The sequence below is a fragment of the Sphingomonas sp. PP-CE-3G-477 genome (assembly GCF_003050745.1).
Classification (GTDB): domain Bacteria; phylum Pseudomonadota; class Alphaproteobacteria; order Sphingomonadales; family Sphingomonadaceae; genus Sphingomonas.
The window spans coordinates 157,528-170,106 of sequence record NZ_QAOF01000007.1; the positions used below are offsets into that span (position 1 = coordinate 157,528).

Annotated in this window: 10 protein-coding genes; 4 read left to right on the plus strand and 6 right to left on the minus strand. The window is 67.1% G+C overall.

Going from position 1 to position 12,579, the window contains the following annotated elements; all coding sequences use genetic code 11:
- Positions 1 to 57: 57 nt before the first annotated feature.
- Together C8J45_RS14475 and C8J45_RS14480 are read right to left on the minus strand one after the other, a co-directional pair.
- Positions 58 to 1,500 carry an MFS transporter gene (locus C8J45_RS14475; RefSeq protein WP_308811352.1) on the minus strand — a complete coding sequence of 481 codons (1,443 nt, stop codon included), beginning with the start codon at positions 1,498 to 1,500 and terminating at the stop codon, positions 58 to 60.
- Entirely contained in the window at positions 1,497 to 2,324 is an 828-nt protein-coding gene (locus C8J45_RS14480; RefSeq protein ID WP_107963834.1) for an SDR family NAD(P)-dependent oxidoreductase, read from the minus strand. Before C8J45_RS14480 ends, C8J45_RS14475 begins: the two co-directional genes overlap by 4 nt.
- Before the next feature lie 129 nt (positions 2,325 to 2,453).
- On the opposite strand from C8J45_RS14480, the gene C8J45_RS14485 reads away from it, so the two are divergent.
- Positions 2,454 to 3,242 carry an SDR family oxidoreductase gene (locus C8J45_RS14485; RefSeq protein ID WP_107963835.1) on the plus strand — a complete coding sequence of 263 codons (789 nt, stop codon included), beginning with the start codon at positions 2,454 to 2,456 and terminating at the stop codon, positions 3,240 to 3,242.
- Positions 3,243 to 3,397: 155 nt separating this feature from the next.
- Here the strand turns inward: C8J45_RS14485 and C8J45_RS14490 are convergent, their stop codons facing one another.
- Positions 3,398 to 5,653, minus strand: a complete 2,256-nt coding sequence (locus tag C8J45_RS14490) for an NADP-dependent malic enzyme (RefSeq protein ID WP_107963836.1) — start codon at positions 5,651 to 5,653, stop codon at positions 3,398 to 3,400.
- Between the two features lie 259 nt (positions 5,654 to 5,912).
- On the opposite strand from C8J45_RS14490, the gene mutS reads away from it, so the two are divergent.
- The 3 genes from mutS to C8J45_RS14505 all read left to right on the plus strand — a co-directional run bounded on the left by mutS (position 5,913) and on the right by C8J45_RS14505 (position 10,194).
- Positions 5,913 to 8,492 (plus strand): DNA mismatch repair protein MutS, encoded by a 2,580-nt coding sequence (gene mutS / locus C8J45_RS14495; protein WP_107963837.1) that lies wholly within the window; start codon positions 5,913 to 5,915, stop codon positions 8,490 to 8,492.
- A 218-nt stretch (positions 8,493 to 8,710) separates the two neighbouring features.
- Entirely contained in the window at positions 8,711 to 9,682 is a 972-nt protein-coding gene (locus C8J45_RS14500) for a cation diffusion facilitator family transporter (RefSeq protein ID WP_107963838.1), read from the plus strand.
- A gap of 65 nt (positions 9,683 to 9,747) precedes the next feature.
- Positions 9,748 to 10,194 carry a hypothetical protein gene (locus tag C8J45_RS14505; protein WP_107963839.1) on the plus strand — a complete coding sequence of 149 codons (447 nt, stop codon included), beginning with the start codon at positions 9,748 to 9,750 and terminating at the stop codon, positions 10,192 to 10,194.
- A gap of 61 nt (positions 10,195 to 10,255) precedes the next feature.
- Here C8J45_RS14505 and C8J45_RS14510 read toward each other — a convergent pair whose 3' ends face one another.
- From C8J45_RS14510 to C8J45_RS14515, 3 genes are all read right to left on the minus strand, one after another.
- Positions 10,256 to 11,563, minus strand: a complete 1,308-nt coding sequence (locus C8J45_RS14510) for an Nramp family divalent metal transporter (RefSeq protein ID WP_107963840.1) — start codon at positions 11,561 to 11,563, stop codon at positions 10,256 to 10,258.
- A 77-nt stretch (positions 11,564 to 11,640) separates the two neighbouring features.
- Positions 11,641 to 11,814: a hypothetical protein gene (locus C8J45_RS19295; protein WP_165911340.1), complete on the minus strand. Its 174-nt coding sequence runs from the start codon at positions 11,812 to 11,814 to the stop codon at positions 11,641 to 11,643.
- Between the two features lie 99 nt (positions 11,815 to 11,913).
- On the minus strand, positions 11,914 to 12,537 hold the full coding sequence (locus tag C8J45_RS14515; protein WP_107963841.1) for a DNA-3-methyladenine glycosylase: 624 nt from the start codon (positions 12,535 to 12,537) through the stop codon (positions 11,914 to 11,916).
- Positions 12,538 to 12,579: the final 42 nt, after the last annotated feature.

The following is a 12,579-nucleotide window of genomic DNA, read 5'->3' on the forward strand; positions in this document are numbered from 1 at the left end:
AGTCAGGATCCAGAGCCGCGAAGGGCAGCCATCCTTCACTCTGGATCCTGACTCTCGTCAGGATGACGGAGGAAATTGCGCCGGTGCCTTTGCCAGTCGCGCCAACCGCGCCTCATGCTCGACGCGACCGAATGGAAAGCGCGAGAAGAAGAACGCGGAGACGCACGCTAGCACGATATAAAGGCCGGCGTAGATCAACGTCAGCCGATCGATCGTCTCAACCGGCACGGTCCCCGGGGTGGCCTTGGCCGGGAAACCCGCCACCGCGAGGATCATGCCCGCGAAGAATATCCCGATCCCGCTCGTGCATTTCTGGACGAAGAACGAGCCCGCGAAGAACACGCCTTCGGACCGCCGCCCCGTCTTCGCCTCCGAGTCCTCGACCACATCGGCCATCATCGACGCGCCGAGGATGAACCCGGTGACGTTCGACGCGGTGCCGAGGATGAAGAACCCGAACAGCATCGGCAGCAGCGAGGACTCGCCAACCTCCGGAAACATCCCGAGCATCCGCAGCCAGTACGGCGACGTGTTGAGCGCCGCGCCGAGCAGCACCGCGCCCATCGCCGCCTTGGGCTTGCTCCCCGTCCTCCCGAGCCGGGGCGCGGCGAGGAACGCGAGGAACACGCCGGAGAACAACGCGATCGTCAGGTAGACGAACACCGGACCCTTGAAGCCCCAGACATAGGTGTAGAGGTAGTTCGACATTGCATAGCTGATGCCCTGGATCGTGTAGGCGCAGACGCCCGCCGCCATCAGGATCGCGAAGGCGCGGTTCTTTACGGTCTGGCGGAGTTCGGCGAAAGACTCGCGCAGGGTCTGCTTGGCGATCGGCGGGTTCGGCAGATGCCTGATCTCGTGGTGCGTGCCGAGCGCAGAGACGAGGATCGCAACGCCAATGAAGACCGCGCCCGCCAGCGCGAAGCCGCCGTAACCAGCGCGGTTGAGCAGGCCGTTCGGGAACGCCGCCGTCGGCGCGAGGAAATACTGGTACGCCGACAACAGCATCAGCAGCCCGCCGACCCAGCCGAACAGATAGCGATACGCCATGATCCGCGTGCGCTCGTCGTAGCCCGACGTGAGTTCGGGCGTCAGCGCTACCGAGGGGACCTCGTAGCAACTCACCGCGCTGCGCACGATCACCGCCATCGCGAACAGCCAGATCAGCGTCTGCGGCTCGGACATGACCGAAGGCGGATTCCACAGCAGCAGCCAGCCGACCATGATCGGCAGCGCAGACGCGTACATCCACGGGTGCCGCCGGCCCCACCGCGTCCGCGTGCGATCCGAGAAGAAGCCCACCGCCGGATCAACGAACGCATCGATCAGCAACGCCATCATGATGACGAGCCCGACGGTGGCGGACGGCAGCCCGACGACCTGGTTATAGAACAACAGCAGGAACGTGCCGAAGCCGGCGTCCTTCACCCCGTACGCGACCGCACCGAAGCCGTAGCTTGCCATCGTACCGTTGGAGAGGCGGCGGGCGGGTGCCGTCACTTCAGTTTGTCGAGCAGCGCAAACAGCGAGGGTTGGGCTGGATCCCAGCTTGGCCGCGTGCCGATCGTCATGCCGCCGTCAACGAGGATGTGCGTGCCGGTGATGAAGCTCGCGTCGTCGCTGGCGAGGAACGCGACCGCGGCGGCGATGTCCTCGCTGGTGCCGGGGCGGCGGATCGGTTGTGCGTCGGCAGCGATATGCGCGATCATCGCGTCCGCCTGCGACGTCTTGGCGGCGTCGATTTCGAGCGTGCGCGTGAAGATGTTGGTGACGATGAAGCCGGGGACGACCGCGTTCACGCGGATCTTGTGCTGCGCGAGATCGGCGGCGGCCTGCTTGGTGAGGTGGAGGACGCCGGCCTTGGCGGTGGAATAGGCGGTCGGCGCGTAGCCGGTGCCGAGCGCGGACACCGACGAGGTGTTGACGATCGCGCCGCCGCCGCGTTTGGCCATCAGGGGTGCGGCGTAGCGGATACCCAGCGCGACCGAGCGGAGGAGGAGCGCCTGCGTGCGGTCCCAGTCCTCCGGGGAGATCTCGCCGATCGGGTCGCGCGAACCACCCGCGCCGGCGTTGTTGAACAGGATGCCGAGCCCGCCTGCGTCGTCGGCGGTCTGCATCAGCGCCTCGATATCGCCGGCCTGGAGCACGTCGGTACGCTGGAACAGGATCCGCCCGCCGGACGCGTCGGCGATCGCGTGGCCGCCGGTCTCGTCGATGTCGCCGATCAGCACGGTGGCGCCTTCGTCGGCGAGTCGGAGCGCGGTCGCCCGGCCTATGCCGGACGCGCCGCCGGTCACGACGGCCCGCTTGCCTGAAAACCTCACACGCTCTCTCCTAGTTTTGGCGAGCATAGTACGGGCTTTGCAGTCGTCAATGAGCGCTCGTTCGAAAAACGGGTTTGCGGCGGGCGGCGCTGGGCGATACCAAGCGGGCAAACATTCGGAGGATGCGTGATGGATACGACCAACCTGTTCCGGCTCGACGGCCGCGTCGCGCTGATCACCGGCGGCAGCCGCGGGATTGGCAAGATGATCGCCGCGGGCTTCATCGCGCAGGGGGCCAAGGTGTATATCTCGTCGCGGAAAGCCGATGTGTGCGAAGCGGCGGCGGCGGAACTCGGGCCGAACTGCATCGCGTTGCCGCAGGACGTCTCGACGGTGGCGGGGTGCAAGGCGCTGGCAGCGCAGTTCGCCGAGCATGAGTCGCAGCTCGATATCCTGGTGAACAATGCGGGGGCGGCGTGGGGCGTGCCGTTCGAGGAGTTTTCGGAAGTCGGCTGGGACAAGGTCATGGACCTGAACGTGAAGTCGCCGTTCTTCCTGACACAGGCTTTGCATGCGGCGCTGAAGGCTTCGGGATCGCGCGAGAAGCCTGCGAAGGTGATCAACATCACGTCGATCGACGGCCAGCGGTTGAACCCGTGGGAGACGTACAGCTATCACGCATCCAAGTCGGCGCTGATCTACCTGACGAAGCGGATGGCGGCGCGGCTGGTGACGGACTCGATCAACGTGACGTCGATCGCGCCGGGGGCGTTTGCGAGCGACATGAACAAGGCGGCGCGCGATCATGGGGACGCGGTGGCGCAGGGGATTCCGGCGAAACGGGTCGGCGTTGATGAAGATATGGCCGGCGCGGCGATCTATCTCGCCAGCCGTGCGGGGGATTACGTGATCGGGGAGACGATCACGGTAGACGGCGGCCTCGTGCATGCGTCGCTAGGCACAAGCATCGACGCCTGAATCAATCCCTCGCCCCTCCGGGGAGAGGGAGGGAGGAGCACTTGCGACGGAAGGGAGAGGGGCGTTGGGATGAACCGTCCCGAGCCTCACGCCCCTCTCCCTTCCCACGGCAAGCGCCGCGGGCCCCTTCCCTCTCCCCGGAGGGGCGAGGGAGATTAGCGGGCGATTCCGCCTGCTGCGAGGACGGCCAGGGTTACCAACTCACTGGCGGTCGACGTCATAGGGGCGACCTGGACCGGCTTTTCCATGCCGATCAGCATCGGCCCGATAACCGAGTCCCCACCCAATTCCCGCAACAGTTTCGCCGAGATATGCGCAGACTGGAGCCCCGGCATGATCAGCACGTTCGCGGGCCCCGACAGCCGCGCAAATGGATAGTTCGCTAGCTGCTTCGGGTTCAGCGCGACATCCGGCGCCATCTCGCCCTCATACTCGAACCCGACCTTCCGGCCGTCGAGCACCGTCACCGCATCACGGATATTGTCGAGCCACTCCCCCTTCGGATTGCCGAAGTTCGAATAGCTCAGGAACGCCACGCGAGGCTCATGCCCCATCCGCCGCGCGACTGCCGCGGTCTGCTCGGCAAAGTCGGCGAGTTGCTCGGCGGTCGGGCGCTCGTTCACCGTGGTGTCGGCGATGAAGACCGTATGGCTCTGCCCGACCAGCAGATGGATACCGAACGGCGTCTTCCCCGCAGCCGGATCGATCACGCGGTAGATCTGGCGCATCGTCTCGCCGTACGTCCGCGTGATGCCGGTGATCATCGCGTCGCCTTCGCCGAGCTGGAGCAGCAGCGCGCCGAAGATGTTGCGGTCCTGGTTGACCATCCGCTCGCAATCGCGGCGCAGGTAACCGCGACGCTGGAGCCGCGAATACAGGAAGTCGACCATCCGGGGGACGAGCGGCGAGACGCGGCTGTTGTGGAGTTCGAAGCTCTCGGGATCGGTAACGCCGAGCGCGCGCAAGCGGTCGGGTACGTCGTCGCGGCCGACCAGGACGGGCGTGCCATATCCCCCTTCCTTGAAGGCGATCGCGGCGCGGAGGACGACTTCTTCCTCGCCCTCCGCGAAGATCACGCGCTTGGGATGCGCGCGCGCGCCTTCATAGGCCATCGACAGGACCGAGGTAGTTGGGTTGAGGCGTGCGCGGAGTGAATGGCGGTACGCTTCGATGTCCAGGATCGGCTTGGTCGCGACGCCCGAGGCCATCGCCGCCTTGGCGACCGCGACGGGGACGACTTCCATCAGCCGCGGATCGAACGGCGCGGGGATGATGTAGGCCGGGCCGAAGCTGTGGCTGACGCCGTACGCCGCGGCGACTTCCTCCGGCACGCGTTCGCGGGCGAGTTCGGCGATCGCGTTGGCGGCGGCGATCTTCATCGCGTCATTGATGCCCGTGGCGCGGACGTCGAGCGCACCGCGGAAGATGAACGGGAAACCAAGCACGTTGTTAACCTGGTTCGGATAATCCGAGCGCCCGGTCGCGACGATCGCATCGGGCCGCGCGGCCATCGCCAGTTCGGGGCGGATTTCGGGCTCGGGGTTGGCCATCGCGAAGATGATCGGCGCAGGGGCCATGTCCTTGACCATCTCCGGCGTCAGCGAGCCTGCCGCGGAGAGCCCCAAGAACACGTCGGCACCGACCAGTGCCTCGGTAAGCGTGCGCGTCTCGGTGACCGCGGCGTGGGCGGACTTCCACTGGTCGACGCCGTCGCGGCCCTGGTAGATCACGCCCTTGCGGTCGCAGAGGATGACGTTATCGCCCCGCACGCCCATCGCCTTGACGAGTTCGGTGCAGGCGATCGCCGCCGCGCCGGCGCCGTTGACGACGATCTTGACCTCGGAGAGCTTCCGCCCGGTCAGCAGACACGCGTTGATCAGGCCGGCGGCGGTGATGATCGCGGTGCCGTGCTGGTCGTCATGGAAGACGGGGATGTTCATCCGCTCGCGCAGGGCCTGCTCGATGATGAAGCATTCGGGCGCCTTGATGTCCTCGAGGTTGATGCCGCCGAACGTCGGCTCCATCAGCTCGACCGCGTCGATGAAGCGGTTCACGTCCTCGGTCTTCAGCTCGATGTCGATCGCGTCGACGTCGGCGAAGCGCTTGAAGAGGACGGCCTTGCCTTCCATCACCGGCTTGGAGGCGAGCGGGCCGAGATTGCCCATGCCGAGAATCGCGGTGCCGTTCGAGATGACCGCGACGAGGTTTCCCTTCGCGGTGTAATCGTAGACGGTGGCAGGATCGTCGTAGATCGCCTGCACCGGCACCGCGACGCCGGGCGAATAGGCAAGGGCCAGATCGCGCTGCGTCGCCATCGGCTTCGACGCGATGATCTCGATCTTCCCCGGGCGACCTTCCGAATGGAAGAGCAAGGCTTCGCGTTCGGAGAATTGCAGCGTTTCGTCGGACATGGGCGGGCCTCGCGCGGTCGTTAGGTTTGGAGGACCTTCTAGGCAGGTGGTCGCCGTTCGTCACCCCGGACACTTCGACCTAGCGGGTAGACCCCGTCATCCCCGCGCAGGCGGGGATCCATAACCTCAAAGGTTCGCCAATATGGGTTCCCGCCTCCGCGGGAATGACGACGTTTGTGCGGGAACCGCCACGTCCGGCATGACGAACTCGCAAACTCCCGCTAGATCGACGCCGATGTCGCACCCCGCCCCTACCCCCATGATGACGCAGTATCTCGGCCTGAAGGCGGAGGCGCAGGATTGCTTGTTGTTCTACCGGATGGGCGATTTCTTCGAACTGTTCATGGACGATGCGCGGATCGCGGCGGGGGTGCTCGACATCGCGCTGACCGCGCGCGGCGAGCATGAGGGCAAGCCGATCCCGATGTGCGGCGTGCCCGTGCATGCGGCGACGGTGTATCTGCAACGCCTGATCAAGGCCGGCCACCGCGTCGCGATCGCCGAGCAGGTCGAGAGCCCGGCGAAAGCCAAGGCGCGCGGCGGATCGAAGGCGCTCGTCGCTCGCGCCATCGTCCGCGTGGTAACGGCGGGGACGCTGACCGAGGAGGCTTTGCTAGACGCGCGGTCGGACAATTGGTGCGTGGCGATCGGCGAGGCTGGTGGGTTTGTCGCCATTGCCGCGGCGGACGTTTCGACGGGGCGGTTCGAGATCGTCGAGGTTGCGGGCGACGCGGTCGAGGCGGAACTCGCGCGGCTTGGCGCGGCCGAGGTCGTGGCATCGGAGGCGAGCGCGTTCGAGGAGGCAGCGACCACGCTGCGGCCGAAAATCGATTTCGACAGCGGCGCGGGCGAGGCGCGGCTCAAGCGATTGTACGGCGTGGCGACGCTCGACGGGTTCGGGCAATTCGGCCGCGCGGGGCTCGCCGCAGCCGGAGGCCTGGTCGCGTATCTGGAGCATAATGCGAAGGGCACGATGCCCTTCCTCCGCCCCCCGCGGATCGGCCGCGCGGCGGAGACGATGGCGATCGACGCCGCCACGCGCGAGAGCCTCGAGCTGACCTGCACCACCGGCGGCGTACGTAAAGGCAGCCTGCTGGACGCGGTCGACCGGACCGTGACGGGGGCGGGCGCGCGGTTGCTCGGCGCGGATCTCGGCGCGCCGTTGATGGACAAGGCGGCGATCGACGCCCGACTCGATCTGGTGCGGCTATTCCATGACGACCAGGCGGCGCGCGAGCGGTTGCGCTCGACGTTGCGCGCTTTGCCGGACATCGGCCGCGCGCTCGGGCGGCTGGCGGCAGGGCGTGGCGGCCCACGCGATCTGGGACAGTTGCGCGACGGACTCGACGGGGCGTGGAGCCTCGGCGAGCGGATGGACGCGATCGTCGATCCGCCCGTGCTGTTACGCGACATCGCGCCGAGGTTGCGCGGACACGGCGCGCTGATCGACCTGTTCAAGCGCGCGCTGGTGCCGTCGCCACCGATCGAGGCGTCGGACGGCGGGTATATCGCGGCGGGCTATGACGCGGCGCTCGACGATCTGCGTGACGCGGGGGCTGGCGGGCGGCGGGCGATTGCCGCGCTGGAAGCGGAGTTCCGCACCGCGACCGGCGTCACCGCGCTGAAAATCCGCCACAACGGCGTGCTCGGCTATCATGTCGAAGTGCCAGCGCGGGCCGCGGATCCGTTGATGAAGCCCGAGAGCGGCTTCACGCATCGCCAGACTCTCGCTGGCGTGGTGCGGTTCAACACCCCTGCCCTGCACGAGGTCGCGGCGAAGGTTTCGCAGGCCGGCGCGCATGCACTGGCGGCAGAGGCGGCGCATCTGGAAGAACTGACGGCGCAGGCTCTGGCGGGGCGCGAGGCGATCGCGGCGACGGCCGATGCGCTCGCGCGGCTCGACGTCGCGGCCGGGCTGGCGGAACGCGCGGCGGAAGGCGCCTGGGCGCGGCCTTCGCTGGTCGATCACGCCTGCTTCGAGATCGAGGGCGGGCGGCATCCGGTGGTCGAGGCAGCCGTCGCCAAGTCGGGTGACCGGTTCGTCGCCAACGACTGCAATCTGTCGGAAAGCTCGCGGCTGTGGCTCGTCACCGGCCCGAACATGGGCGGTAAATCGACCTTCCTCCGCCAGAACGCGCTGATCGCGGTGCTCGCACAGGCGGGGTCGTACGTGCCCGCGACCAAAGCGACCCTGGGTCTGGTCGACCGCCTGTTCAGTCGCGTCGGTGCGTCGGACAACCTCGCGCGCGGGCGGTCGACGTTCATGGTCGAGATGGTCGAGACCGCGGCGATCCTCGCGCAGGCGACGCCGCGGTCGTTCGTGATCCTCGACGAGGTCGGGCGCGGCACGTCGACCTATGACGGGCTCGCGATCGCGTGGGCGGTGGTCGAGGCGATCCACGAGGACAATCGCTGCCGCTGCCTGTTCGCGACGCATTATCACGAGCTGACGCGGTTGGCGGAGCGGTGCGAGGCGCTGTCGCTGCATCACGTCCGCGCGCGCGAGTGGAAGGGGGAGCTGGTGCTGCTCCACGAACTCGCTGACGGCCCGGCGGATCGGAGTTACGGGCTCGCGGTCGCGCGGCTGGCGGGGATGTCGCCGGTGACGGTGGCGCGTGCGAAAGCCGTGCTGGCGAAACTCGAGGCTGGGCGTGCGAGGACGGGGGGGCTCGCGGCGGGGCTGGACGACCTGCCGTTGTTTGCGGCGGCGGCTCAGGTCGAGGAGGCGGCGTGCGACGTGCTGCGCGAGGATCTGGCGAAACTGGATATCGACGCGATGAGCCCGCGGGATGCGCTGGACGCGCTGTACCGGTTGAAGGCGTTGGCGAACGAGGGCTAGCCCTCCAACGATGTACAGCCCCCGTCATGCCGGACTCGTTCTGGCATCCACTGCTCCGCACATTCGAGAGAATTGAGTGTGCGGGCCGGTGGGCCCGGCCTCCGCCGGGGTGACGGGATTTATGGTGACGAATGTGGCGGGAAATTCGCTCCGTCGCGTCCTAGTATCTCACGATACGTCGATGCTAGGCGGCGGCCGGATTTAGCGGAGCGCGGGCTTTGGGCGGACATCATCACGGACATGACCATTCGCATGGTCACTCGCATAGCCACGGAGGAGGCCACGGCCACTCGCACGGCGGCCATAGCCACGCCCCGGCCTCGTTCGACCGGGCGTTCGCGATCGGCATCGGTCTCAACATCGTGTTCGTCGTCGTCGAGGCGATCGTCGGCCTGCGCATCGACTCGGTCGCGCTGCTCGCCGACGCTGGCCACAATCTGTGCGACGTGCTCGGCCTCGTCGTCGCCTGGGGCGGCACGATGCTCGCGCGCACGGCACCGACCAAGCGCTACACCTACGGGCTGAAGGGCTCGACGATCCTCGCCGCGCTGGCCAACGCGCTGCTGCTGCTGGTCGCACTCGGCGCGATCGTGCTGGAGGCGTCGCAGCGCTTCTCCGATCCCGCCCCGACCGCCGGCCTGACCGTGTCGATGGTCGCGGGCATCGGCATCGCCGTCAACGCGTTCACCGCGTGGATGTTCGCACGTGGGCGCAAGGCCGACGTCAATATCCGTGGCGCGTACCTCCACATGGCCGCCGACGCGCTGGTGTCGGCAGGCGTGGTGATCGCCGGTTTCGTGATCTGGCGCACCGGCCTCACCTGGATCGATCCGGCCGTCAGCATCGTCATCGCCGTCCTGATCTTCTGGCAGACCTGGGGCCTGCTCCGCGAGACCGTCGAGATGTCGCTGTCCGCCGTCCCCCGCGGGATCGAGTTCGACCATGTCGACGAGGCGTTGTGCAGCCTGCCCGGCGTCACCGAGATCCACGATCTCCACATCTGGCCGATGAGCACCACCGAACCCGTCCTCACCGCGCACCTGGTGATGCCCGCCGGCCATCCCGGCGACCGGTTCCTCAGCGACGCCAGGACGATGCTCCATGATAAATTCGGCATCGGCCACGCGACGTTGCAGGTCGAGACGGGGAGCGGCCATGACTGCTCGATGGCGGACAAGGCTACAGTCTAAACTTGGCCGTTTGAACTTTTCCGGTGCGGCACGGGTTACCGTGTCACGCATCAGGAGATTATCCCATGAAGAAGCATCTTATCGCAGCGTTGATGTCGGTCGCCGTCGCAGCGCCGGCCATGCTGCCGACCGCCGCGACTGCACAGCGTTACGACGATCGCCGCGACAACAACGACCATCGCGATCGTGACGATCGCCGTTTCAACAACGACCGCCGCGGCAACGATCGCAACTGGCGTGGCGATGATCGTAACTGGGATCCGTCGAACAGCTATCGTGACGGCAAGTACCGTGAGCGCCGCCTCGGCCGTAACGATCGGATCTATCGTGGTCGCGACGGCCGCGCCTATTGCAAGCGCAACGACGGCACGACCGGCCTCGTGATCGGCGCCCTTGGCGGCGGCGCGCTGGCCAACCTGATCGGCGGCGGCACGCTCGGCACGCTGGCGGGTGCCGGCGGTGGTGCCCTGCTCGGCCGCTCGGTCGACCGCGGCAACGTGAAGTGCCGCTGAGCTTCAACCGAAGCTAGATACGACGAAACGGCGGCCGAGCGATCGGCCGCCGTTTTTGTGTTCAGAGCATGCCGTACAGAAGCGTGCCGTTCAGCCCGATGATCACCGCGGCGATCACCCAGGCGAGGACCTTCAGCCAGGCCGGGCTGACCAGGTCGCCCATGATCGTGCGGTCGCCAGTGAACTTGACCAGCGGCACCACCGCGAACGGGAGTTGCAGGCTGAGCACGACCTGGCTCAACACCAGCAATTTGGTCGCGCCCGCATCGCCCGACGCGCCGACCACGAACACCGCGGGGACGATCGCGAGCAGTCGCGTCACCAGCCGGCGCGCCCAGACCGGTATGCGCAGGTTGAGGAAGCCCTCCATCACGATCTGACCGGCGAGCGTGCCCGTCACCGTCGAGTTCTGCCCCGACGCCAGCAGCGCGACCGCGAACAACACGCTCGCCGCACCCATGCCGAGCATCGGCGCCAGCAGCTCGTACGCCTGGTCGATTTCGGCGACGTCGGTCCGCCCGGCGACGTGGAAGGTCGCCGCCGCGAGGATCAGGATCGCCGCGTTGATGAAGAAGGCGAGACCCAGCGCGACGGTGCCGTCGATCGTCGCCATCGTGATCGCGTCGCGCTTGCCCGCGGTGTCCTTGGCGAAGGCGCGCGTCTGGACGATAGACGAGTGGAGGTACAGATTGTGCGGCATCACGGTCGCGCCGAGGATGCCGATCGCGATGTAGAGCATCGCCGGGTTGGTCACGATCTGCGTCGTCGGAACGAGCCCGCCAAGCACGCCCGCCCATTCGGGCCGCGCGAGGAACAGCTCGAAGATGAAACAGCCTGCGATGATCACGAGCAAGGCGACGACGAACGCCTCGAGCTTGCGGAAACCGAAGCGTTGCAGCGCAAGAATCAGGAACACGTCGAGCGCCGTGAGCACGACGCCATAGACCAATGGCAGGCCGAACAGCAGCTTCAGCGCGATCGCGGTGCCGAGCACTTCGGCGAGGTCGCAGGCGATGATCGCGATCTCGCAGAGAAACCAGAGCGCGACCGAGACGGGCTTCGAATAATGCGCGCGGCAGGCCTGCGCGAGGTCGAGCCCGGCGACGATACCGAGGCGGGCGGAGAGCGCTTGCAGGACCATCGCCATGAGGTTCGACAGCAGTACGACGGACAATAATGTGTAACCGAACGCGGAGCCGCCGGCGATGTCGGTCGCCCAGTTGCCGGGGTCCATATAGCCGACCGCGACGAGATACCCCGGCCCCACGAACGCGAACAGGCGCCGCCAGAACGACGCGCCTTCGGGAACGACGACGGTGCGGTGGCTCTCGGCGAGCGAGTTGGCGAAGGCTGAGGTCGGTGCTGGCATCGCAGGTCGCTTTGCCGGAAGGGCGCTTGGGGAACAAGCGTGTCGTCCGGACATGTGTCCCCGACAGCGGCGTCGGGTCAGCCCGCCAGCAGCTTTGCCGCGACGTCCTCCATGCTCCCCACCACCAGCAGCGAGTCGCCGCCGACGAGGCCGACTTTAGTCTGCCCGTTCTCGTCCTTGCGCAGATAGGCGACGTTTGCCGCCACGACGTAGTAGTTGCCGCCATGCGACTTCAGTTCGATGAATTTCATGATCGCGACTCCTGATTTCCGCCGCAATACGGCCGAGGCTACAGTATCGGGTTAACGCGGTACGGGGGAGCGCGTCCGCAGTTGCAGACCATCGCCGCCTCAAATGACCTTCATGTCCGCCTGATAATGATGCCACGCGAAGATCGCCGCCGCGCCCCGGTGCGGGCGCCAGGCCTCCGCCACCTCTCGCGTCAGTTTCTCGCTCGGGCGGGTCTCGTGGCCAAGAATCCGTCCGACCTCGATCTGGATCGCGAGGTCGCCCGCCGGCCAGATGTCCGTCCGCCCTTCCGCGAACAGGAGGTAGATCTCCGCCGACCAGCGACCGATCCCCTTCACGCGAACCAGCGCGGCGATCGCCTCCTCGTCGTCCTCGGGCAGGTTTGTGAGGTCGAGCCGGCCGCTCGTCACCTCGTCGGCAAGGCTGCGCGCGTAGCCGAGCTTCTGGCGCGACAGGCCTGCGCTCTTCAGCAATTCGTCGCTGGCGGCGGCGATCTTCGCCGGATCCCCTGCGCCGCCGACTACCGCGTCGAGCTTGTTCCACACTGCAGCCGCAGAGGCGACGCTCACCTGCTGCCCGACGATCGTCCGCAGCAACGTCGCGAAGCCGCGCTCGCTGATCCGGGGTGCGGGGTGGCCGGCATTGCCGGTCGCGACCGCGAACGCCGGCTCGATTTCGCACAATGCCGCCATCGCGGTTTCGAGTTGCTCTGCGCTCAGGCCCATGATGCTTGATCCCTGGCGCGCGCAACGGCATGAACGCGCAGA

Bases quoted from the DNA above. Each gene is read 5' to 3' on its own strand.
- C8J45_RS14485 (WP_107963835.1), top strand. From the start codon at position 2,454: ATGGATACGACCAACCTGTTCCGGCTCGACGGCCGCGTCGCGCTGATC.
- C8J45_RS14490 (WP_107963836.1), bottom strand. From the start codon at position 5,653: ATGTCCGACGAAACGCTGCAATTCTCCGAACGCGAAGCCTTGCTCTTC.
- mutS (WP_107963837.1), top strand. From the start codon at position 5,913: ATGATGACGCAGTATCTCGGCCTGAAGGCGGAGGCGCAGGATTGCTTG.
- C8J45_RS14505 (WP_107963839.1), top strand. From the start codon at position 9,748: ATGAAGAAGCATCTTATCGCAGCGTTGATGTCGGTCGCCGTCGCAGCG.
- C8J45_RS14510 (WP_107963840.1), bottom strand. From the start codon at position 11,563: ATGCCAGCACCGACCTCAGCCTTCGCCAACTCGCTCGCCGAGAGCCAC.
- C8J45_RS19295 (WP_165911340.1), bottom strand. From the start codon at position 11,814: ATGAAATTCATCGAACTGAAGTCGCATGGCGGCAACTACTACGTCGTG.
- C8J45_RS14515 (WP_107963841.1), bottom strand. From the start codon at position 12,537: ATGGGCCTGAGCGCAGAGCAACTCGAAACCGCGATGGCGGCATTGTGC.